We start from the raw sequence: 23,656 nt of genomic DNA, 5'->3' as shown, positions 1-23,656 counted from the left end.
ATAAAATCGCCAATTTAAGATTTTTATAAAAGATATATTCGTGATTAAAAAAGAAATTTTGGACAAAACAAGTGCTTGGCCTTTCGTTGAAGCAAAAAAAATGCTTCGTGAGAGAAAATCATTTATTGATAAAAAAGGGAAAATTACCCTTCAAACAGGATATGGTCCAAGTGGTCTTCCTCATATTGGAACATTCGGCGAAGTTGCAAGGACTTCAATGATGGTGAATGCCTTAAAGCAACTTACAGATTTACCAACTGAGATAATTACTTTTTCTGATGATATGGATGGTTTAAGAAAAGTTCCTGACAATGTTCCTAATCAGGAATTGCTAAATAAAAATCTTCATAAACCATTAACACAAGTTCCTGATCCATTTGAAAAATTTGCAAGTTTTGGAGAGCATAATAATGAAATGTTAAAAGATTTTTTAAATAGTTTTAACTTTAAATATAGTTTTAAAAGTTCGACATCTTTATACAAAGGTGGTTTTTTCAACCCAACTTTAAAAATTATTTTAGAAAATTATGATGGTATAATGAATATTATACTTCCAACTTTAGGCAAAGAACGTCAACAAACTTATTGCCCTTTTTTACCTATTTGTCCAGATACAGGTCATGTCCTCGAAATTCCAGTTATAGAAATTGATAAAAAAAATTCTAAAATAATTTTTGATAATAAAGGTAAAAAATTAGAATCTAGTATTTTGGATGGAAATTGTAAATTACAATGGAAAGTTGATTGGGCAATGAGATGGTATGCTCTAGATATAGATTTTGAAATGTATGGAAAAGACCTTATTGAGAGTGCAATTTTATCGACCAAAATAATAAATTTAATTGGTAAAAAACATCCATCCGGATTTGCTTATGAATTATTTCTTGATGAAAAGGGAGAAAAAATTTCAAAATCAAAAGGAAATGGTATTACCATCGACCAATGGTTAAAATATGCCTCACCCGAAAGCTTATCTTTATACATGTATCAAAATCCAAAAAGAGCAAAAAAACTTTATAAAGAAATAGTGCCTAAGGCTGTAGATGAGTACCTTGATAATATTGAAAAATCAAAAAAACAAACAGAACAACAATTAGTAATGAATCCTGTTTGGCATGTTCATAATGGAAAAATTCCAAAAGAAGAGATGATCATGACTTTTTCTATGTTGTTGAATTTAGTTGAAACAAGTAATGCTGATAACAAAGACTTATTATGGAAGTTTGTTAAAAAATACAAATCTAATATTCATGAAAAAAATTTTCCGATTTTTGATGGACTAGTTGGTTATGCAATTAAGTATTTTAATGATGTTATTAAGGCTCAAAAAAAATATAAAAATCCATCTGAAAATGAAAAATTAGCTCTACAAGCTTTAGTTAAAACTTTAGAACAATGTAATGACCAAATGTCTCCAGAGGATATACAAACATTAATTTATTCAACAGGCAAAGAAAATGGGTATGCAGAAAACTTAAGAGATTGGTTTAAGTTAATTTATGAAGTGGTGTTTGGAGATGAAAATGGACCTAGAATGGGTTTTTTTATAAGTTTTTTCGGTGTTAACGAAACAAAAGAATTGATAATTAATAAATTGAAATAATGTATTCAAATTTAAGATCTTTAATATTTAAAATAGATCCTGAAAGAGCACATTTTTTAGCAATTCAATCACTCAAACTCAATTTAGTTTCAAATATATTTGATGAAAACAAAAATGATCCAATTTTAAAAACAAAATTATTTAATCAAAATCTTGATAATCCTATCGGTATTGCTGCAGGTTTTGATAAGAACGCAGAGGTATACAACCCTTTATTTAAGCTGGGATTTGGATTTGTTGAAGTAGGTACAGTTACACCATTAAAACAATATGGAAATGAAAAACCAAGAGTATTTAGATTGGTAGAAGATCAAGCATTAATTAATAGGTTAGGTTTTAACAACCACGGATCAGATACAATATTAAACAGAATAAAATCTAATAAAAAACTAGGTGTGCTAGGTGTAAATGTGGGTCCAAACAAAGATTCTAATGATAGATTGAATGATTATTTAATTGGATTAGAAAAATTTTCTGAAGTTGCAGATTATATTACGATCAATATTTCTTCACCAAATACTGAAAATCTAAGAAACTTTCATGATGAGAATAAATTAAAAGAGTTATTACAATCTATCTTAGAGAAAAAAAAACAATTAAAAACTGAAATTCCTGTAGCTGTAAAGATTTCACCAGATATAAATGAAAATCAAATTGACTTAATTTCAGAAATACTTTTAGAAAATGAAATAAGCGCAATAATAATTTCAAATACTTCAGAAGTTTCTCGGGAAACACTTCAAAATATACAGAGACATCAAAAAGGTGGTTTATCTGGAAAACCTATTGAAAAAAAATCAAATCTTTTAATAAGTAAATTCTACAATTTAATTAAAGGTAAAATTAAAATAATTGGAGTAGGTGGTGTTGACTCTGGTAAAGCAGCTTATGAAAAGTTTTTATTAGGAGCAGATTATATTCAGTTGTATACCGGCATGGTATTTCAAGGACCCAATATTGCTGGGATGATTAAAAAGGACCTAAAAGAATTACTAATAAGAGATGGTGTTAAAAATTTCACAGAAATTGTGGGAAATAAAACTGTTTCTTAAAAGTATTAAACTTGACGCCTTCAATATCTCCCCTTATATAAGCACTGTTATTATGCCAAAAAAATGCGAACTTACCGGTAAAATTCCTATGAAAGGTCATAATGTTAGCCATGCTAACAACAAGACTAAAAGAAGATTTTTACCGAATCTTAAAAAAGTAAAATTTACAAGCGAGCTCACTGGAAGAAGTTTAAAACTTACTGTAAGTAATTCAGGTGTAAGGTCAGTAGACAAAAAAGGCAGTTTTGATGAATTTTTAAAAACCGTAAAAAATAAAAATTTATCTCCTAGATTAAAAAAGTTAAAAAAAGTAGTTTTAATTAAATCCCCTTTTAAAAAGAAACCTGTAGCTAAATCAGCTTAATGAACAAATTATTTATCACCCTGTCTGTAATGATGGGGGTTGTTGTACTATCTTCTAATTATTTGGTTCAGTTCCCAATAAACTATTTTGGATTAAATGAGATTTTAACTTATGGGGCTTTTAGTTACCCAATAGCTTTTTTAATAACCGATTTAGCGAATAGGTCTTACGGAAAATTATTAGCAAGACAAATTGTATATTTGGGCTTTTTAATAGGAATTATGTTTACATTGCTTTTCTCAACTGATTTTGCAGATTTAATTTCTGTTAGAATTGCAATTGGATCAGGTGTAGCATTTATTACTGCTCAATTGTTAGATATTCAAATTTTTGATCGATTAAGAAAAAAAGAGTGGTTTGTTGCACCACTTACTTCATCTTTGATTGGATCAACAGTCGACACATTTTTATTTTTCTCAATATCATTTTATGCAACAGGGGTGCCTTGGGTTACTTTATCTCTTGGAGACTTAGCAGTAAAAATTTTAGTTGCTATAATAATGTTGATACCATTCAGAATGTTGTTGAAAATTATTAAACCAATTAAAGTTTAATACAAAAATTTATAAGACAAAATTTTATAAGCTAATTTTGCAACAAGAAAATTATAAGAATTAAATCCTTTAATTGGAGATAGTTCATTGATATCTGCACCAACAATTTTCGAGTTTTTAGCTGCAATTCTTATTATATCTAATGTTTCGTCCCACAAAAGTCCTCCTGGTTCAGGCGTACCAGTCGCAGGCATAATACTTGAATCTAGTCCATCTACATCAAATGTTAGATAAACAGTTTTGTTTTTAATTAGTTTTTTAAATTTAGACAAATTCCATTTTTTTTTATCTTTCGCCCAAAAAATATTTATTCTTGAAGAATTCTTTTTTAAAAATGGGATTTCACTTTCTGAGATGTTTCTTATGCCAAATGAAATTAACGAAACGTTTTTATAATCTAGACACCTTCTAATTGCAGAAGCATGTGAAAATTTTTCTCCATTATAACTTTGACGTAAGTCTGCATGAGCATCAAAATGTAGCAGGCAAATGTTTTTATACTTTTTAGTAAAAGGAACAATACATCCAGGAGTTATCGAATGTTCTCCACCCAAAGTCATTGGGAAAAGCTTTTTATCTAAAATTTCTTTATTAATATTTGAGATTTTATTAAGTGCTTTTTTAATATTTTTATCAATTTTAAACGGTTTTAAAGTTTTAATACCTATTTTTTTATAAGGTTCACAATTAAGTTCTTCATCATACAGCTCAACTTGATGAGATGCTTTTATAATTTCTTTAGGTCCATTTTTTGTTCCTCCCCCATAACTGACAGTTTTTTCTAAACCAAATGGAACAATTACAGCTTTTTCTTTAAAGCTAAATTTATTATCAATTCCTAAAAACCCGTTTTTATTTGAGAGATATTTCAATTTTATTCAAAAATTTTAGTAAAGTTTTTTCTTGTTCTATTTTTCCACTCACCCTTATGATAAGCATCACTTGCTATCAATGGTAAAACACTAGTTGCTTCTGCAAACACCATCTGTTCTTTTGTAATATCTACTTTTCCCCATGAACTTGCTTCTTTTAATGTGGAGCTACTACAAGCACCGTCTCTACTATCAGCAACAGTAATTTGAACAGCATATTTATGCATGTCTACATCTTTTCCTAATAGTTCAGCACAAATTACAGTATCTTGAATAAAGTTTTTAGGTACACCACCACCAATCATAAATAATCCAGAACCTTTAGATTTGATTTTAATTTCTGTTAGTTCTCTAAATTCTCTAACAGAGTCTATTGTCATATGTTTTTTTGGATTTTGTTCTTGATGCATAACTAATCCGAATCCTGCACTTGAGTCAGTAAAAGCTGGACAGAAAATAGGAACATTGTTGTCAAAAGCAGTTTCAATTAAAGAGTCTTTTTTCTTTGAGTTATTTTTTAAATATTTTCCCATTTCATAAATGAATTCTCTTGAAGTATAGCTTCTCGCTTCTAAGTTGTTTGCGATTTCACATATGATTTTATCACACACTTGAAGCTCTTCTTCATCTATGTAGGTATCGTAAATTCTATCTATATAGTTATTCCTCAGCTCAGTATCATCTTGAAATTGTGAACCTTGATAATGTTTAAAGCCAAGAGCTTCAAAAAAATCCATATCTACAATTGAGGCACCTGTTGCAACTATTGCATCTACCATATTATATTTAACTAAATCTTTATAAATATTCATGCATCCAGCTGCCGAAGTAGAGCCTGCTAAAGTAAGGAAAATTGTACAATCTTTATCTTTAAGCATTTCGTTATAAATATTAGCAGCATTTGCTGCTTCTCTAGAAACAAATGACATTTTCTCCATTGAGGAAATAATTTTTCTACTATCAAAAGAAGTTATATCGATGTGTTCAACAGGATTTTTTAAGAAATCCCTTTTGCTGTTATGACCTGGATTTTTTTGACCTGACATTAAGCTACCATGTTAGCTTTGTTAATGTCTTTGTCATACATTGTCATTATTGGATTATCTTCAACTTCGTAAATTTCATTTGAGTAATAACCATTAAACTGAGTTCTAAATGTCAATCCGTATGCACCAAGTTGACCGAGTTCAATATAATCATTTTCTTTAATATTATTTGGAAGCAAAAAAGGACCTTTCATATAATCCATGCTATCACATGTAGGTCCAAAGAAATTAAAAGCAGTTAATTTTTTTGAAATTATTTTATTAGAATTTTCTTTAATCATTTTAGATGGGAATACAATGTTTGGTGTACCTGCATCAAAAAGAGTACCATAGGTACCATCATTAATATAAAGTTTTTGTTTTTTTCTTAAATTAACCCTTGCAATTGTAGAGCCACTTTCTGCAACTATAGCTCTACCAGGCTCACAAATAATTTCAGGAAGTTTTTCAAGCTTTAGATTTTCTAAACTCTTATTTATTTCATTAAAATAACTATCTAAAGATTGTGGAATTAAGTCAGGATAGATTGTAGGAAAACCTCCACCTACATTAATGTAATGTGGAATAATTTTTGTCTTTTTAATTATATTTCCAATTTCACTAATTCCTTTCGAATAAGAAATTGGATGCATGCATTGTGAACCAACATGAAAACTCAAGCCAATTTTTTTAGCATGTTGTTTTACAAGTCTTAATAAACCTATTGCTTCTGATGTTAAAGCACCAAATTTTTTTGATAAATCAATTTCCGCATGTTCATTTGAAACAGCAACTCTTACAAATAACTCTAAATCTTTAGCGTTATTTGTACTTTCAATTATTTTAATCAGTTCATCTTTAGTATCTAATGAAAAAGTTTTTACACCATAATTAAAGTATGCTTCTTTTATACTTTCTCTGCTTTTAACAGTATGCATATAAGAGCATTTTGCTGTATTACTGAAAGTTCTAATATTTTTAATTTCCTCAATTGAAGCAACATCAAATTGCTCAACTCCACTTTCTATGATTGTTTTAATTACCTCAGAATGTGGATTAGTTTTAACTGCATATAAAATTTTACCTGGAAATTTTTTTAGGAAAAATTTAACAGCAGATTTAATGGAATTCTTTCTAATACAGTAAACTGGTTTTTCAGGTTTCAGTTGACTAACTAATTCCTCAACTGATTTAAATTTTTGCATTTTAAATGCCTCCAAAAAAAATTTAATAAAAAAAAGTCTTTTTAAAAAAAACTTTAATATTTTTTGGCATATAAAGTAAACAGCACTAAAGTAAAGCAAATAATTCAAGCCAGAAATGCGTAAAATTCATATATTGTAATATCTAGCAGAGACCCCATATTAGATCCATGAAAGAAGAAGCAAAACTACAGAATCTCAATGATTTTGAAAATAAGTCATTATTAATCGTGGATGACGATAATCCTTTCCGTGAGCGTTTAGCAAGAGCGATGGAAAAAAAAGGATTTGAGGTTTTTCAAGCTGAGAGTGTACAAAAGGGAGTTGAATCCGTAAAAACTAAAAAACCTGGTTTTGCTGTTGTAGACTTAAGACTTGCAGATGGTAATGGACTTGAGGTTGTAAAAGAAATTCAGTCTTCAAATAGTGATAGTAGGATTATCATGTTAACTGGTTATGGAAATATTCCAACTGCAGTAGCTGCAATTAAAGAAGGTGCCATAGATTATTTAGCTAAACCTGCTGATGCAGAAGATGTAGAGAAAGCATTGTTGGCAGATCCTTCAAAAAAAGCAGCTCCACCAGAAAACCCGATGTCAGCTGATAGAGTTAAATGGGAACATATACATAGAGTTTTCGAGTTATGTAATAGGAATGTTTCAGAAACAGCCAGAAGGCTTAAAATGCACAGAAGAACTCTTCAAAGAATTCTTTCTAAAAGATCACCTAGATAAATTTTTTAATTTTAATTATTTGCTTAGTCAAAAGAGCTAAAAGCATAATTTTAAAAATCTCAGCTAATAGAAAAGGTTTTGCACCTAATGCAAAAATTGGCTTATCCCATCCAATCAATGTTCCAAGCCAAATTAGACCCAGAATATAGATTGTTGAAGTTGCGATAATTAACTTAAATAAAACAACGAAAAAATTGTCATCAATCTTAATTTTGGAAGCTAAGTAACAAGCTGTTAAAAAACCAATTAAGTAACCCATAGTTGGTCCTGTAAAGTAAACTAATCCAACACCTTTTTCAGGTGAATTTGAAAATACAGGAAGACCTGCAATTCCTTCAATTAAATACAGACTAATTGTAGCTAGTGCAATTTTATGTCCTAAACTTATTCCTAAAAACAATACAACAAATGTTTGCATAGTCATAGGAACCGGATAGAAAGGAATTTTGATCTTTGCAGATATAGTTAGTGCTATTGAACCAAGAACAATAACAACCAGAGATTTAAATAGTTTAGCGTGCGTGAGATTTTTTGTTAATTCCATCGTTAAATAATACTCAAAATATAAAAAATAATCTACTTATAATTGTTAAATTAATTGAAAGTAAATTTTTTTATATACAGAATATATTATCATTATAATATTTAATATTACTTCATGAATAAAATTCAAAAAACAGATCATTTTTATTTGATTGATGGTTCTGGTTATATTTTTAGAGCTTATTATGCTTTGCCTCCATTGACTAGAAAAAGTGATGGACTTCCAACAGGTGCTGTAAGTGGTTTTTGCAGTATGTTATTTAAATTATTAGAGGACTCAAAATCTGATCAAAACTTGCAAAAACCAACACATTTTGCAGTAATCTTCGATTCAGCAAGAAAAACTTTCAGAAATGAAATTTATAGTGATTACAAAGCCAATAGGTCTGAGGCGCCTGATGATTTGGCTCCTCAATTTGAGTATATAAGAAAATCAGTACTAGCATTCAATTTGCCATCTGTGGATCTTCCTAATTATGAAGCAGATGATTTAATAGCCACATATGTTGATCAAATCCTTAAAAAAGGTGCAAAGGTTACAATTGTCTCATCAGATAAAGATTTAATGCAGCTTTACAAAAAAGGGGTCCGAATTTTTGACCCCATGAAAAACAAATTTATAACTGATGATGATGTCTTAAAAAAATTTGGAGTAGATGCCTCAAAAGTTATTGATGTACAATCTTTAGCAGGAGATAGTAGTGATAATGTCCCTGGTGTTCCGGGTATAGGTATTAAGACGGCTGCAGAGCTTATTAATAAATATGGCACTTTAGAAAATTTACTAAAATCAGCTCATGAGATTAAGCAAAATAAAAGAAGAGAAACATTAATAGAGAATAAGGATAAAGCATTAATAAGTAAAAAACTTGTAACACTTGATCATGAATCTCCTGTTAATAGAGAGTTAAGTGAATTTAAATTACAAAATATAGATAAAGATAAATTATATAAATTTTTAAGAGAAATGGAATTTAACAGGTTGTTAAGTTCTGCAATTTCTGCTTATGGAGAACCTGAGCTAGAAAGTAATAAGATTGAAACTCAAAATCTAGATAAACAACAAACGATAAATAACAAAAATTATTATTTAATTAATAGTTTAGATGAAATTGATAAATGGATAGAGGAGGCAGAAGAAGTTGGTGAAGTTGCTGTAGATACAGAAACTACATCATTAGATCCGCACCAAGCTGATTTAGTGGGCATTTCTCTTTGCTCTAAAGTTGGGAGAGCATGTTACATACCAGTTGGTCACAAGTCACCCAAGTGTCTTAAAAAAGACGCAGTAATTAAAAAATTAAAAAAAATATTAGAAGATCCTAGTATAAAAAAAATAGGTCAAAATATAAAATTTGATTTTATCGTACTTTATAAGTGTGGAATAACGCTTTCATCAATGGAAGATACGATGCTAATGTCTTATGTCTTAGATGCAGGAAAAAATAGACATAATATGGATACTTTATCAGAAATTCATTTAGGGCATAAAACTATTTCTTTTAAAGAGATGGTAGGAACAGGTAAGAAAGAAATTAATTTTAGCGAAGTAGAATTAGATAAAGCAAAAGATTACGCTGCAGAAGATGCTGATGTTACTTTTAGATTATACAAGAAATTTGTCAAAAATTTAAAATCAGAAAAAATGATAAATATCTATGAAATTTTTGAAAAGCCACTAATTAAAATTCTTGCATTTATGGAAATAGAGGGAGTTGAAATTGATAGTAAGTTTTTAAAATCTCTTTCATCTAAATTTGAAAAAAAAATTCAAAAACTTGAAAAAGAAGTATTTAGAATTTCTAAAAAAGAGTTCAATATCGCATCCCCAAAGCAATTAGGTGAAATAATTTATAATGACTTGAAAATAGCTGGTTTAAAGAAAACTAAAAAAGGAAGTTTTGCAACAAGTGCAAGTGTTTTAGAGGATTTAGCTTTTAAAGGTCATGAGTTTCCAAAATTAATTTTAGAATGGAGACAAGTTTCAAAATTGAAAAATACTTATTCAGATGCTTTACCCGAACATTTAAATCCAAATACAAAAAGGGTTCATACTTCGTTTTTGCTGGCCGCTACAACGACTGGAAGACTAGCGTCTAGTGATCCCAACTTACAAAATATACCAATTAAATCAGAAGATGGAAAAGATATAAGAAAAGCTTTCACTGCAAAAAAGGGGCACCTATTAATCTCTGCAGATTACAATCAAATTGAGATGAGAATTTTAGCAGACCTGGCAGATGTAAAAGAATTGAAAAAAGCTTTTAAGAATAAAGAAGATATTCACTCTTTAACAGCTAGCCAAATATTTAATATTGATATCAAAAAAGTTAATCAAGATCACAGACGAAAGGCTAAGGCTATTAATTTTGGAATTATTTATGGAATTTCGCAATATGGATTAGCTAAGCAAATAAATGTTTCTAATTATGAAGCAGAGGAATTTTTGAATTCATATTTTGCTAAGTTTCCAGAAATTAAAGTTTATATGGATAATACAATTAAATTCTGTAGAAAAAGTGGATATGTTAACAATATTTTTGGACGTAGATCTCACTTTAATGGAATAAATGACAAAAACTTTAATGTAAGAAATTTTCAAGAACGTGCAGCAATTAATGCTCCCATTCAAGGTTCTGCTTCTGAAGTAATGAGATTAGCTATGATAAGATTGGATAAGAAATTATCAGAGGAAAAAAATTCTAATTCAAAAATGCTCTTGCAAATTCATGATGAATTAATTTTTGAAATTCCAAAAAAAGATGAAAAAGTAATGATTAAATTAATTGAGAAAGAAATGACCAGTGTAGCTCAGAGTGATTATCATTCTTTTTCAACTCCTTTAACAGTTGATATTAATGTTGGAGATAATTGGGGCATGTTACATTAAATTTATAACATTGCCCAAATTAGGACAATTTAGTATTTTTAAACTACTTTATGCAAAAACAAACAATAGCCTTGATAGATGACGATAGAAATATTTTAACAAGTTTAAGTATCGCATTAGAAAAAGAGGGTTTTAAAGTTCAAACATACATTGATGGTGAAAGTGCATTAATCGGTTTAACCAGAATGCCACCTGACTTAGCAGTCATAGATATAAAAATGCCTAAGATGGATGGAGAAGAATTACTAAAAAAACTTCGAAAAAAAACTTCCTTACCAGTAATTTTTTTAACATCTAAAGATGATGAAATTGATGAGTTGTTAGGTCTAAAGCTGGGTGCAGATGATTTTGTAAAAAAATCAGGAGGTTTTTCTATAAAAGTTTTGATTGAAAGAATTAGAGTGCAGTTAAGAAAAAAAGATTCAAATAATATTCTAGAGGAAAATAAAAGTCTGATATCCCATGGAAGATTAAAATTAGATCCATCACAACTTGAGTGTGAATGGAATGGAAAACAGCTGCCTGATAAATTGACAACTACTGAGTTTTTAATTGTTAAAGAGTTAGCAAAGAGGCCTGGTATAATTAAAGAAAGAGCTCAGCTTATGGATATAGCTTACCGAGAAGATACAGATATTGAGGATAGAACTATTGATAGTCACGTAAAACGAATTAGAAAAAAATTTAAAAAAGTAGATCCTGATTTTTCAGCTATTGAAACTAGGTATGGTAGTGGATATAGATGGAATGTTAGCTAATGTTTAGTAAATACTTAAAAACTCTTTCTATATTAAAAAAATTTTTATTTATAAATTTTGTAATTTTTACAATTATTGGACTATTTACATTCATATATCTAAATAATATTCAGCCAAGTTTAATAAAAAAAAAATCTCAAAATCACACAAACATCATTAACAACACCATTGATAATATTTTAAGGCTAGATGTAAAATTCCAATCTGACGATATTAGAAGATTTTTATTTTCTACAAGGTTTATTTTTCAAAATTTAGATAGAGTAATATTTTTTGATGATCAACTTAACCTTATTGGTGACACTGATACTTTAGATCTTGATCCAAGATCATTCTCTACAAGGCTTGATAGAATTGAATTTGAAAGTTTAGATAATGAGGAAATAGAAAAAACTATTGAGGAAAAAAATATAAAAATTGATGAAAAAAAACCTGTTTCATTCAAAGATATATTAAAAAATTATTCTAGCTCTGAAAATTTAGGAGTTACTTACACATTTATTCAAGAAGAGTTTAATCAATTTAATGTAACAACTATTAAGAATGTTACAAAGAATGAGATAAATCTTGGTTATGTAGCTATTACAGAAAACGCTAATGAAATAAAGACAGCAATAGATGAGAGGAAAGCATTTGTAATAAGAACAGCTATATCAGTAGGATTTGTAATATTAATTTTTTCTTTTGTGTTAAGCAGATATTTTATTAAACCAATACAGAATCTCGTTGGATATACAATTCGTATTAAAGAAAAAAGTCAAGCTAAACCAGGTATTGAAAATCTTAAAAAAAGAAATGATGAATTGGGACTTTTATCAAATTCTTTAGAGGATATGACAAATGAGCTTCAAAATAGAGTTACTCATGCAGAAAACTTTTCGACAGATTTAGTTCATGAAATTAGAAATCCATTAGCATCTTTAAAAAGTGCATCAGAAATTTTACAAGATACAAATGATAACAAACAAAGAAATAAATTATTAAATATACTTAGTCACGACGTACAAAGAATAGAAAGATTGATTACTGATTATTCACAAATGTTAAAGGATGAAGTTGCCTTAAGTAAAGAAAAAATGAAAAAAATTGATATTGAACCTATAATTCAATCTGTTGTTGATGATTATAATAATATTCATCAAGTAAAAAAAGGAATTAAAATTGAATACAAAAATGATGGAAAAGATAAATATTTTATAAATGGTATAGAAAATAGAATTGAACAAATCATTGCAAATTTATTAGACAATTCAATATCATTTAGTAAAGACGGTGCTAATGTTTTTGTTGATGTTTCTGTTAATGAAAAAAGTCAAATATCAATCAAAATTCTTGATGAAGGACAAGGATTTAAAGAAAAAGACACATCAAGAATATTTAAAAGATTTTATAGTAATAGACCTGAAAAATTTGGAGAACACTCAGGCTTAGGTTTAAATATAGTAAAAAACTTGGTTGAACTCCACGATGGTGAAATTGTAGCATCTAATCGTATTGATAAAGAAGGAGCAATGATAGAGATAAGATTTCCAAATGTTTAATCAATCCTTGATAAATAAATACTTAGCTGTATAAAGCTTGCCATGGAAGATTATAAAGTAAAAAACATTGATCAAGCTGAATTTGGTAGAAAAGAAATATCAATAGCTGAAAGTGAAATGCCTGGATTAATGGCTTTAAGAGAAGAGTATTCTAATGAAAAACCATTAAAGGGTGCAAGAATTATAGGATGCCTTCATATGACAATCCAAACGGCTGTACTAATTGAAACTTTAGTTGCATTAGGTGCTGAAGTTCGTTGGTCTTCTTGTAATATTTTTTCAACTCAAGATCATGCAGCTGCTGCAATTGCAAAGGCTGGGATCCCTGTTTATGCTTGGAAAGGTGAAACAGAAGAGGAATATTTATGGTGCATTAAACAAACTATAGTTGGAAAACCTGACTGGAAACCTAACATGTTATTAGATGACGGTGGTGATTTAACAGCTATCATGCACAATGAATATCAAGATTTAATGAAAGATATTAAAGGCGTTTCAGAAGAGACTACCACTGGGATTAAAGCATTAAATAAAATGGAAAAAGATAAATCGCTTTTAGTTCCAGCAATAAACGTGAATGACTCTGTCACAAAATCAAAATTTGATAATTTATATGGATGTAGAGAAAGTTTAGTAGACGGCATCAGAAGAGCTACTGATGTAATGATGTCTGGAAAAATTGCTATTGTTGCTGGTTTTGGAGACGTTGGAAAAGGAAGTGCTGCATCTTTAAGACAAAGTGGAGCTAGAGTTTTAGTTACAGAAGCAGATCCAATATGTGCTCTTCAGGCTGCAATGGAAGGTTATGAAGTGGTATTAATGGAGGAGGCTATAAGTAGAGCGGATATCGTTGTAACAGCAACAGGTAACAAAGACATTGTTACTGCAGATCATATGAGAGATATGAAGGACAGAGCTATCTTGTGTAATATTGGTCACTTTGATAATGAAATACAAGTTGAAGCTCTTAGAAATTATAAGTGGACTGAAGTAAAACCTCAAGTGCATGAAATAGAGCTGCCAAGCGGTAAAAGAATTATTCTTTTAGCTGAAGGAAGATTAGTTAATCTTGGCTGTGCAACAGGACATCCAAGTTTTGTAATGAGTGCATCATTTACTAATCAAGTAATTGCTCAAATAGAACTTTGGCATAATCATAAAAATTATGAAAATAAAGTTTACGTGCTTCCAAAACATTTAGATGAAAAAGTAGCAACTCTGCATTTAAAAAAGGTTGGAGCAAAACTAACAAAATTATCAAAAGAGCAAGCAGACTATATAAGCGTTGGAACAGAAGGTCCTTTCAAACCAGATGCCTATCGCTATTAAAGATAGCACAATCGATATCACTTCAGAGAAGTTAACCAAAGAATTAGCTAAAGAATTTACAAAATATCTTAAAGGTGGTGAGTTTGTTTTTTTATATGGAGAGATGGGCGTTGGTAAAACAACCTTTGTTAAATATTTTATAAATGAGTATCAAAAAATAAATAATTTAACACAAACAGAAATTACAAGCCCTACTTTTAGTTTATTAAATGAGTATCAGGTGAAAGATATAAGAATAAAACATTATGATTTATTTAGAATTAATAGGAAAGAAGATATCAATAATTTAGATATTTTTGAAAAAGATAATAAATTAATAACACTTATAGAATGGCCACAATTAATTGCTGATAAACAAGATATAAAATTTATAACTTTAACATTTAATTATTTAAATCAATTAAATGATAGAACTGTAGATATAAAAGTTTAAATTAAAACCTATTTTGATGAAAAGCTTAGCAAAATTGAAAAAAATAAAAGGTGACGCTTCTTTTAGAGAATTTTATAGAAACAGAGATAATAAATCTATTATTGTACTATCCAAGAAAGAAAAGTTAAAAAATCTTTTAATTTATGATGCGATAAATAAAATTTTAATTAAAAATAAAATTTTAGCACCAAATCTAATAAGTGAAAATTACATTAATAATTATATAGAAATAAATGACTTTGGAGGCCAAACTTTGTTTCAAATTTTAAAAAACAAAAAGAATAATAAATATGTTATTTTTAAAAAGATAATAAAAATTTTAAATAAAATACAATTAATAAAAGATAAAAAAGTAAAAAATTTTAAAAACAAACTATATAAAGTTCAAGAATATAAAAACAATATTTTGTTTGATGAAACTAAACTTTTTTGTGAATGGTATGCACCAAAGATATTATCTAAATCTAAAAGTATTCAATTTAGAAAAAAATTTAGATTAGAGATAAAAAAATTATTATCAAAATTAAATTATAAAAATGTTACATTTGTTCATAGAGATTTTCATGTTTCAAATTTGATGTATCACAATAAAAAAATTGCAGTAATAGATAGTCAAGATGCACTAATTGGCAATAGAGCTTACGATTTAGCATCCTTAATTGACGACGTAAGATTAAAAACATCTAATGAATTAAAAGAAAAAGTATTTAAGTTTTACATCAAAACAAATAAAAAAATTGATTTGAAAAAATTTAAAAAAGATTTTGAAATATTATCTGTTTTAAGAAATTTAAAAATAATCGGTATATTTATGCGTTTAGCTGTTAGAGACAATAAAAAAAAATATCTAAAATTAATTCCCTACGCTTGGGAAATGATTAATCATAGAATTAAAGAGCAAAATGAATTCAATAATTTGATGTTGCTATTAAAAAATAATTTTCCAAAATATATAAGGTAGAGTTGTGAAAATAAATACAGCTTTAATTTTATGTGCAGGTTTTGGTAAGAGATTAAATCCAATTACTTTAAATACTCCTAAGCCCTTATTAGAGATTAAAGATATAAGTATGCTGGAGAGATGTATTCATTTAATCGAAAAACTAGGTATTCAAAAAATCTTAATAAATACTTTTTATTTAAAGGATCAATTTTCAGCTTTTTTAAATAGTAAAAATTTCAATATTGATATCAAAATAATTGAGGATGGTGAGCATATTTTAGATACAGGGGGAGGTATTCAAAATATGATTAAAGGTTCTAATGAAAGGGATTTTATAATTTTTAATCCAGATACAATCTGGAGTAATGACTATAAAGATGAGATATTAAAAATGGAAACAATGTATTTTTCTGAAAAATTAGAAAACATTCTTCTTTTGGTAAACAAAAGATTTAGTTTTGATAAAAAGTTAAAGGGAGATTTTAATTTAAAAAATAATTTAATTAACAAAGAGGCTGAAAAAGAATTTATTTACATTGGATGTCAAATAATTAATAAAAAATTATTTATTAAAGAGAAAATAGAAAATTATTCAATTTTGGAAATTTGGAACAATTTATTAGACCAAAAAAAGTTATTTGGTTATGAAAGCCAAAAAAAATTTTATCATTTAACTGATCTGGATATTTTTAAAAAACTAAAAGATCTTTAGCTCTATCTTGATCAAGATATTTACAATTAGAAATTTTGCTGTTTTCTAATTCAATTAAAAGGGGGTTTCCTGTAGGAATTTCAAGTTTAGAGATTTTATTATTATCTAAATTAAACAAATATTTGCATAAAGCTCTAATAGAGTTTCCATGAGCAGAAATGAGGATATTTTCACTTGTTTTGTTTTCAATCTCTTTGTTATAAAATTTTATTACTCTTTCATATGTGTCTTTGAGTGACTCAGTATCTGGAATTTTTTCTAAAGGAATTTTTTTATATGTTTCAATATTTAGTGGGTGATATGGATTTTTTTTATCTAAAGGGTCGGGTCTAAGGTCCCAAGAACGTCTAAATTGATGAACTTTTTCTTCTCCAAGTTTTTTTTTCATTTCATCTTTATTTAACCCTGTCAGAGCTCCATAATGTCTCTCGTTTAATTCCCATGCACTCTTTACTTCTTTAAAATCTTGTAATTCTTCTTGTATTATTTTTAAAGTATTCTTAGCCCTCAATTGAAAAGAAGAGTAATACAAATTAACTTTAATTTTTTCTTGTTTTATTAATTCACCAGCTTTTTTTGCCTCTGATTTTCCATTTTCTGTCAGATCTACATCAACCCATCCAGTAAATTTCTTTTCAAGATTCCATACACTTTGACCGTGTCTTACTAAAATTAAATAACTCATTTGTTTATCTTTTAAATCAATTTGATAAATAAAACTATATTATTAATGATTAATTATTTTTCGAAATATAAATTTATTTTTTATTTATGCAATTTCATTTTAATTGTTTTGTATTTGTTTCCAGGCAGTTTGCTTGGCTGTTATTTTTATGACGATTGTAAAATACAGCCTCAAATAACTGCAAATTTTATTGTTTCAACAAATCATTTGTATGCATATATAGTCCTTTCTCTAATTGGTTTTCTAACTTACCGAAAAAAAAATCAATTCAACATTTTAAGTATTTATTTAATATTTTTGTCTATTGTACTTGAGGTGTTACAATACTTTGTGCCCAATAGAAGTTTTGAATTTTCGGATTTATTTGGAAATCTAGCAGGTGTAATTATAGCCATAATTATATTTTACTTTTTTAAAAAAAATGAAAATTTTGAAAATTAATTATTTATTTATTTTAATAATTTTTATTTCAGGTTGCTCATCTGTTCCAAAAAATACAGCAGATGGTTGTTCTATATTTAATGAAAGATACATGTGGTACAAACATGCAAAAAAAGCTGAAAAAAAATGGGGAACCCCTGTTTATTTACAGCTTGCAATTATAAAAATGGAATCCAGTTTTGACTGGTTAGCAAAACCTCCTAGACAGAAATTATTTAAAGTAGTGCCTTATAAGAGACCATCAAGTTCTTTTGGGTATTCACAGGCTGTAAAAGGAACATGGAAACAATATAAAGAAGAAACTGGGAATAGGCTTGCTGCCAGGACAAGATTTAAAGACAGTGTAGATTTTATTGGTTGGTATACTAATAAAACTGAAAAAATTTTAAAAGTTTCAAAAAAAGATGCTTTTAAGCAGTATATTGCTTATCATGAAGGGTGGGGTAACTATAAAAATTATAAAAAAAATAAAAAAGTAATTAATCTAGCCAAAAGAGTTGAGAAACAATCAAATATTTATAAGCAACAATTATCAGAATGTAAAAATTCTTTATCAACTTCAAAATATATTATTTTTTAATTTAGCTGTTTTTTTAATTCAATATCAACTGCATCAATTCGCTTAGTATTTTTTGCAAGAGCTAAATACATTGTTGGAGTTACATATAAAGTAAAGAAGGTTGAAATGATCATTCCTCCTAAAATTGTAGAACCCACAGCTAATCTAGAGCCTTCACCTGCACCGGGGCCAATATTTCCTATAACTAATGGAAGCATTGCTATCATTGTACTAAGTGAGGTCATTATGATTGGTCGAATTCTAAGTTGGCAAGCTTTAATTATAGCGTCCTGAATTTTAACACCGGTAGTTCTTATCTGGTTTGTGTAGTCTACAATCAAAATACTATTCTTTGTGGATATACCAATCAGTATTATTAAAGCGATTTGAGAGAAAATATTTACTGAACTATTTAAAAATAAAATAAATACTAATCCACCAAATACAGCTAGTGGAACTGTTAAAATAATAATAAATGGATGAACAAAAGAGTTAAATGTTGCTGCCATTACTAAATAGGCAGTTAACAAAGCAAGAGCAAAAATTAAGTATATTTCATTTGTTGTTTCTTTTAACTCTTCAGATTTTCCTTTCCAAGTGATTTGATTTTGAGGAGCAACTCTAATCATGACATCTTCCAGGTATTTTATAGCCTCTGTTAGAGTGTAATCTTCTGCAAGCGCAGCAGAAATTGTAACTGCTCTTTGACGATTGTATCTTGGAAGCGCTTCAGCAGTGCCTTTCTCTTTAAACTCAACTAAACTTGCAACAGATACAAGTTTACCAGTTGTTTCAGATCTAACAAAAATTTTTGACAAGCCATCTTTATCTCTTCTGTCTGCTAAATATTGTTGTAAAATAATTGGATATTCTCTTCCTTCTTTACTAAAAGTTGTTACTCTTTTTCCTCCATAAAGAGTTTCTAGAGTTCTACCTATATTTTCAGTAGAAACTCCCAAATCATTTGCTCTGTTTTTATTAGTGATTAATTTAACCTCAGGTTTATTTTTTGTATAATCACTTTCAATTCTAGACATATTTCTATTTTTTCTTAATTCTCTTAAAACACTATTTTGAATTTCTTCCAATTCTTCGTAGCTAGATCCATATATCACCATCTGAACGGGCTTATTGTAACTAGATACTCTTATTGATTGTGGAGAAATTGGAAAAGCAAAAGTTTCAGGTACAGAAACCACTTGTCCAATTGCTTCTCTTAATATTGTTTGACTACCTTTTTCTCTATTTTTCCATTCATCAAGTAATGCAATAATTATAAAACTGTTATAAGACGTTGCAGATCTTCCGAAACCAGGAACTCTCATGATTAGTCTTTCATATGGACTGTCTTCTGCCTGTAATAATCTTAATATTCTTCCTTCAATTATTTGCGCTTTTTCCTGGGTATATTCGAATGAACTTCCTTCATCAGTTGACCCAATAATTAAATAAGCACCCCTATCTTCAATTGGTATTAATTCTTTTTTGGAAAAACTAAACAAATAAGCTGAAGTGGCTATAATTAAAATTATAAATATTGAAATAGTTTTTTGTTTATTCACCCAATATTTAAGAGAGTTTACATAAAATCCTGTAAAAGATTTAAATCCATTATTGAATTTTTTTACGAAGAAATTTATTTTTTCTTTTTTGTTTAAAAATTTACTTCCTAGCATTGGAGATAATGTTAATGCCACAAAAGAAGATACAACAATTGAAAAAGATAAGGCAATTGCTGTTTCTTTAAACAAAGTTCCTGATATTCCTTTAATAAAAATTAAAGGTAAAAATACTGCTACAAGAATTAAAGTTGTTGCAATAATTGCAAATGTAATTTGTTTAGAACCTTTGTAAGCAGCCACTAAAGGTGTTTCCCCATTTTCAATTCTTGTATAAATCGCATCAGTCATGATTACAGAGTCATCAGTGATTATACCAATTGCTAGAATAAAACTTAGTAATACAAAAATATTAATTGATAGATCGAATATATATAATCCGAGAAATGATCCAATAAGACTAACTGGTAAAGCAACCGCAGGAACAATTACAGCTTTTAGGTTACCTAAAAAAAGATAAATAATTAAAACAACTAGTACGAATGCAATTACTAAACTTTTATATACTTCTTCAATCGCTGCACCAATGTAGGTCGCTCTGTTAAATGCTATCTCTAACTTTAATCCATCAGGTAAGGATTTGTTAAGTTCTTTAATTTTAGTTTTTATTTGTTTAGAAAGCTCTACCGTTGATGCACCACTTTTTGCATAAATTCCAATTCCTACGGTTTTTAAATTTACTGCATTTTTTCTTTGTGCTTTAAATAAAGTTTTTTCTGAAACAGGTCCAAACTCTATATTAGCTACATCAGATAAAATAATAACTTTTTCTTTATTTTTCTTTAGTGGCAATTGTTTAATAGTATCAATATTAGAATACGATTTATCAATGTTTAAAGTTAAGTCTTTGTTATTAGCTTCTAAGGTTCCAGCTGGAAGATTTATATTCTCATTTCTAAGAGCTCTTTCAACTTCTTGAATTGTAAGATCGTTTGCAGCTAATTTTATTGGATCTATCCAAACTCTAACACTAAGCTCTCTTAATCCACCAACTAAAATTCGACCTACGTTTGGTACGCTTGAAAATGCATCTATTAGATATCTTTCAGCATAATCACCAAGATCTAGATCATTCCAGGTTGGGGATGATAATGCTACCCACATTGTAGTTGTAAAACCTGCTGCCTGTTTTAAAATTTGTGGAGGATTTGACTCACTTGGTAAATTATCTACAACTCTTGCAACTCTTTCCCTTATATCATTAGCTGCATCATCTAAATCAATATCTGTATTGAATTGAATATTAATCCTACTTCTTCCATTGAGAGAACTTGAGTCAATATTTTTGATACCTTCAGCGCCTCCAATTACATCCTCTAGTTTTTGAGTTATTTCTTCATCAACGATTTCAGCAGAAGCAGATTTATAATCAGTTTGAACTTGTACTACTGGAGGCTGTATACCATCTGGAAGTTCTCGTACTGGCAATTCTAAAAAGACAAAAATACCAAAAATTATCAATATCAAAGACATAACCCAAGCAACAACAGGTCGTTTAATGCTAACTTCAGTTATATACATTTAATTATTTTTTCTCTTTATCTGATTTTTTAAAAATATTTTTCAACCAATCAAATTTACCTTTTTTTTCTTCAGTTTTTTTTGATTTATCTTTTTTGCCCCAGCTAGAATTTCCTTGTTTTTTTTTAGCACCTTTCTCTATAGGTCTAATTGTTAAATTTGGTCTTACTTTTTTTGTTCCTTCTGCAACAATTTTATCTCCATTATTTAATCCATCTAATATTTCTACAAAGCCTAAATATCTATCACCAATGGTTACCTTTGTTTTTATTACTTTATTTTTTTCATCTACTTTATAAATAAAAACATTTTCACCCTCGACAATTGTACTAGTGTCAGGAGCACTTAAACCATTTCTCACATCATATTTAATTGATATTTCTAAAAATGAGCCAGGTAAAATTTCACCTGATGAATTATCCATCTTAATTCTTGTTGCTAAAGCTCTTGTATCTTCACTTATTCTGCTAGCAAAAGAGTCTACTTCACCTTTATAAATTTTATTTTTATATCCAGAAAATTTAATATCAACTGGCAGACCAACTTCAATAAATGGTACAAAAATTTCAGGTATATCTACATCACAATATATTGAGCTAGTATCTTCAAGATTAATTAATATTGAAGATTTTGAAACTTCTATATCTTCCGAAAATTCTCTTTTTCCAATAACACCATCAAATTGAGCGATAACTTTTCGATTTTTAAGCTCAGCAATTATATCACCCTTTTTAACTTTTTGATTAAATTTTATAGGTTTTAATATTTCATATTTTTCAATTTTAAATGATTGTGTTTGAATTGGAGTTGCAGTCCCGTAAGTACTAACAACATTTTCAAAAATTCTCTCTTTAGTAGTAGTTATTATTATTCCAGGAGGTGGTCTTTTGCTAAATTTTTTTTTGAAATGATTACCTATCATCGTTCTTCCAATGATCACTGTTGCAATGATCAAGAAAAATATGATTACTATACTTGTTATTTTTGTAGATGTTTTCATAAGTTAATTTTTTCCGTATTCAGCCCAAGAGCCATCGTAAATTGTCGGCATATATTTAGCATTTATTAAAGAATAAGCTAGTGCCAATACACTTGCAGTCACTCCAGAACCACATGAAAATACTAGATTTTTATCATGGTCAAATTTAAACGACTTAAATATTTCCATTATTTTATCTTTACTAACGAAAGTATGGTCTTCGTTTACTAATTCAGAAAAGGGTAGGCAAAAAGAATTTTTTATTGAACCACTTCTAAGGCCTTTCCTTGGTTCAGCAACTTTGCCTTCAAATCTTTCTCTACTTCTTGCATCAACAACATTAAATTCATGTGAATTAATATTTTCATCTATTTGTTTTTTATTTTTAACTAGTTCTAAATTTTCTTTGCATATATACTTTGAAGTTTGATTGGTTACTTCTTTGTTATCTGTAGGTTTATTTTCTTTTTTCCATTTTTTTAACCCGCCATCCAGAACATGAACTAGTTTAGGATCATGTCCATAATAAATTAAATTGTACCAACATCTACAAGAACTAATAACATCAGAATTATCATAAATTACTATTCGATCATTATTTTCTATACCCATGTTGCTCATTATTTTTTCCCAAGATTTAGTATCAGTAAGCATATGTGGTAAATCAGTATCTAATTTTGAATTTTTATCCAAATCAAAAAAAATAGCATTTGGAATATGTTCCTCTTTATATTCCTCAAAACCGTTTCTTTGAGTTTGAGGCATATGCCATGAGCAATCAATAATTTTTACTTTATCTATATTATTTTCTAACCAACTTGTATCAACTAAAGACATTTTATCTTTTTTCCAAATATCTTTGGTGATACTCTTCAGCTGGGCAATAATTTTTAACTAAAGAAGTTTTTGTTACTACTTTTCCAGATAATTTGACGTTTTCTTTTTCTATCATTTTTTCAGCAGTAATTTTTTGCTGATCATTTAAATAAAATATTTCACTTCTATATTGGGTTCCAAAATCTGGTCCTTGAGAATTTAATGTTGTTGGGTCATGAATTTCAAAAAAATATTCAAGAATTTTCTCGTAAGATATTACTTTAGGATCAAAATCTAATTTTACTACTTCTGCATGATTTGTTGTGCCTGTGCATACTTCTTTGTAATTTGTTTCAGTATTATGACCTCCACAATAACCTACTTCTGTTTTTATAACTCCATCAAGTTTACTAAACTTAATTTCTGGTCCCCAAAAACATCCTAATCCTAAAATTGCTATTTCCATTGATAATTAAGTTAA

The 23,656-nt window shown here is 28.3% G+C and carries 23 protein-coding genes; 14 read left to right on the top strand and 9 right to left on the bottom strand.

Annotated features, from left to right (window positions below):
* Window positions 1-40: 40 nt before the first annotated feature.
* From AMN88_RS04350 to AMN88_RS04335, 4 genes are read left to right on the top strand one after another with little or no spacing between them, the layout of a single operon-like run.
* Window positions 41-1,603, top strand: a complete 1,563-nt coding sequence (locus tag AMN88_RS04350) for a lysine--tRNA ligase (protein WP_075536584.1) — start codon at window positions 41-43, stop codon at window positions 1,601-1,603.
* Window positions 1,603-2,655: a quinone-dependent dihydroorotate dehydrogenase gene (locus AMN88_RS04345; RefSeq protein ID WP_082254625.1), complete on the top strand. Its 1,053-nt coding sequence runs from the start codon at window positions 1,603-1,605 to the stop codon at window positions 2,653-2,655. The genes AMN88_RS04350 and AMN88_RS04345 overlap by 1 nt, the downstream gene beginning before the upstream one ends.
* Window positions 2,656-2,707: 52 nt before the next feature.
* Window positions 2,708-3,019, top strand: coding sequence for a 50S ribosomal protein L28 (gene rpmB / locus AMN88_RS04340; protein ID WP_075536610.1), 312 nt, complete (start codon window positions 2,708-2,710; stop codon window positions 3,017-3,019).
* Window positions 3,019-3,573, top strand: a complete 555-nt coding sequence (locus AMN88_RS04335) for a queuosine precursor transporter (protein WP_075536582.1) — start codon at window positions 3,019-3,021, stop codon at window positions 3,571-3,573. The genes rpmB and AMN88_RS04335 overlap by 1 nt, the downstream gene beginning before the upstream one ends.
* Here the strand turns inward: AMN88_RS04335 and speB are convergent.
* The 3 genes from speB to AMN88_RS04320 are packed head-to-tail and all read right to left on the bottom strand — an operon-like array spanning window position 3,570 to window position 6,675.
* Window positions 3,570-4,445 carry an agmatinase gene (gene speB / locus AMN88_RS04330; protein ID WP_075536581.1) on the bottom strand — a complete coding sequence of 292 codons (876 nt, stop codon included), beginning with the start codon at window positions 4,443-4,445 and terminating at the stop codon, window positions 3,570-3,572. The genes AMN88_RS04335 and speB overlap by 4 nt on opposite strands.
* Window positions 4,446-4,447: 2 nt before the next feature.
* Window positions 4,448-5,491: a 1,9-bis(guanidino)-5-aza-nonane synthase gene (locus AMN88_RS04325; protein WP_075536580.1), complete on the bottom strand. Its 1,044-nt coding sequence runs from the start codon at window positions 5,489-5,491 to the stop codon at window positions 4,448-4,450.
* Window positions 5,491-6,675, bottom strand: a complete 1,185-nt coding sequence (locus tag AMN88_RS04320) for a type III PLP-dependent enzyme (protein ID WP_075536609.1) — start codon at window positions 6,673-6,675, stop codon at window positions 5,491-5,493. The genes AMN88_RS04325 and AMN88_RS04320 overlap by 1 nt, the downstream gene beginning before the upstream one ends.
* Before the next feature lie 167 nt (window positions 6,676-6,842).
* Between AMN88_RS04320 and AMN88_RS04315 the strand changes: the two genes are divergently transcribed.
* A complete protein-coding gene (locus tag AMN88_RS04315) occupies window positions 6,843-7,406 on the top strand; it encodes an ActR/PrrA/RegA family redox response regulator transcription factor (RefSeq protein ID WP_075536579.1) in 564 nt (187 codons plus the stop codon).
* Here the strand turns inward: AMN88_RS04315 and AMN88_RS04310 are convergent.
* Window positions 7,399-7,950: a biotin transporter BioY gene (locus tag AMN88_RS04310; RefSeq protein WP_075536578.1), complete on the bottom strand. Its 552-nt coding sequence runs from the start codon at window positions 7,948-7,950 to the stop codon at window positions 7,399-7,401. The two genes, AMN88_RS04315 and AMN88_RS04310, sit on opposite strands and share 8 nt — an antisense overlap.
* A 114-nt stretch (window positions 7,951-8,064) precedes the next feature.
* On the opposite strand from AMN88_RS04310, the gene polA reads away from it, so the two are divergent.
* The 7 genes from polA to AMN88_RS04275 are packed head-to-tail and all read left to right on the top strand — an operon-like array spanning window position 8,065 to window position 16,555.
* The gene (gene polA, locus AMN88_RS04305) at window positions 8,065-10,839 is read left to right on the top strand and encodes a DNA polymerase I (RefSeq protein ID WP_075536577.1); all 2,775 of its coding nucleotides are present in this window, start codon (window positions 8,065-8,067) and stop codon (window positions 10,837-10,839) included.
* Between the two features lie 50 nt (window positions 10,840-10,889).
* Window positions 10,890-11,597: a response regulator transcription factor gene (locus AMN88_RS04300; RefSeq protein WP_075484256.1), complete on the top strand. Its 708-nt coding sequence runs from the start codon at window positions 10,890-10,892 to the stop codon at window positions 11,595-11,597.
* Entirely contained in the window at window positions 11,597-13,138 is a 1,542-nt protein-coding gene (locus tag AMN88_RS04295; protein ID WP_075536576.1) for a sensor histidine kinase, read from the top strand. The genes AMN88_RS04300 and AMN88_RS04295 overlap by 1 nt, the downstream gene beginning before the upstream one ends.
* A gap of 42 nt (window positions 13,139-13,180) precedes the next feature.
* Window positions 13,181-14,467 (top strand): adenosylhomocysteinase, encoded by a 1,287-nt coding sequence (gene ahcY, locus AMN88_RS04290; protein WP_075536575.1) that lies wholly within the window; start codon window positions 13,181-13,183, stop codon window positions 14,465-14,467.
* Complete coding sequence (gene tsaE, locus AMN88_RS04285; RefSeq protein ID WP_082254624.1) at window positions 14,451-14,900, top strand: tRNA (adenosine(37)-N6)-threonylcarbamoyltransferase complex ATPase subunit type 1 TsaE; 450 nt, start codon at window positions 14,451-14,453, stop codon at window positions 14,898-14,900. Before ahcY ends, tsaE begins: the two co-directional genes overlap by 17 nt.
* A 16-nt stretch (window positions 14,901-14,916) precedes the next feature.
* Complete coding sequence (locus AMN88_RS04280; RefSeq protein WP_075536574.1) at window positions 14,917-15,861, top strand: phosphotransferase; 945 nt, start codon at window positions 14,917-14,919, stop codon at window positions 15,859-15,861.
* A gap of 4 nt (window positions 15,862-15,865) precedes the next feature.
* A complete protein-coding gene (locus AMN88_RS04275) occupies window positions 15,866-16,555 on the top strand; it encodes a sugar phosphate nucleotidyltransferase (protein WP_075536573.1) in 690 nt (229 codons plus the stop codon).
* Here AMN88_RS04275 and AMN88_RS04270 read toward each other — a convergent pair.
* Window positions 16,533-17,240, bottom strand: a complete 708-nt coding sequence (locus AMN88_RS04270) for a 2,3-bisphosphoglycerate-dependent phosphoglycerate mutase (protein WP_075536572.1) — start codon at window positions 17,238-17,240, stop codon at window positions 16,533-16,535. The genes AMN88_RS04275 and AMN88_RS04270 overlap by 23 nt on opposite strands.
* Window positions 17,241-17,285: 45 nt before the next feature.
* Here AMN88_RS04270 and AMN88_RS04265 point away from each other — a divergent pair, with 45 nt between their 5' ends.
* Both AMN88_RS04265 and AMN88_RS04260 read left to right on the top strand, forming a co-directional pair.
* Window positions 17,286-17,681, top strand: coding sequence for a VanZ family protein (locus AMN88_RS04265; RefSeq protein WP_075536571.1), 396 nt, complete (start codon window positions 17,286-17,288; stop codon window positions 17,679-17,681).
* On the top strand, window positions 17,662-18,261 hold the full coding sequence (locus AMN88_RS04260; protein WP_075536570.1) for a transglycosylase SLT domain-containing protein: 600 nt from the start codon (window positions 17,662-17,664) through the stop codon (window positions 18,259-18,261). Before AMN88_RS04265 ends, AMN88_RS04260 begins: the two co-directional genes overlap by 20 nt.
* Here the strand turns inward: AMN88_RS04260 and AMN88_RS04255 are convergent.
* The 4 genes from AMN88_RS04255 to msrA are packed head-to-tail and all read right to left on the bottom strand — an operon-like array spanning window position 18,258 to window position 23,641.
* Complete coding sequence (locus AMN88_RS04255; RefSeq protein ID WP_075536569.1) at window positions 18,258-21,380, bottom strand: efflux RND transporter permease subunit; 3,123 nt, start codon at window positions 21,378-21,380, stop codon at window positions 18,258-18,260. The two genes, AMN88_RS04260 and AMN88_RS04255, sit on opposite strands and share 4 nt — an antisense overlap.
* 4 nt (window positions 21,381-21,384) lie before the next feature.
* A complete protein-coding gene (locus AMN88_RS04250) occupies window positions 21,385-22,380 on the bottom strand; it encodes an efflux RND transporter periplasmic adaptor subunit (RefSeq protein ID WP_075536568.1) in 996 nt (331 codons plus the stop codon).
* A gap of 3 nt (window positions 22,381-22,383) precedes the next feature.
* Window positions 22,384-23,196, bottom strand: a complete 813-nt coding sequence (locus AMN88_RS04245; RefSeq protein WP_075536567.1) for a sulfurtransferase — start codon at window positions 23,194-23,196, stop codon at window positions 22,384-22,386.
* 1 nt (window position 23,197) lies between these two features.
* Window positions 23,198-23,641, bottom strand: a complete 444-nt coding sequence (msrA, locus tag AMN88_RS04240; protein ID WP_075536566.1) for a peptide-methionine (S)-S-oxide reductase MsrA — start codon at window positions 23,639-23,641, stop codon at window positions 23,198-23,200.
* Window positions 23,642-23,656 lie beyond the last annotated feature (15 nt).

This window comes from Candidatus Pelagibacter communis (assembly GCF_001180165.1).
Lineage (GTDB): Bacteria > Pseudomonadota > Alphaproteobacteria > Pelagibacterales > Pelagibacteraceae > Pelagibacter > Pelagibacter ubique_P.
Note: the sequence above shows the minus strand (reverse complement) of the source record. Positions and strands in the feature narration are given on the sequence as shown.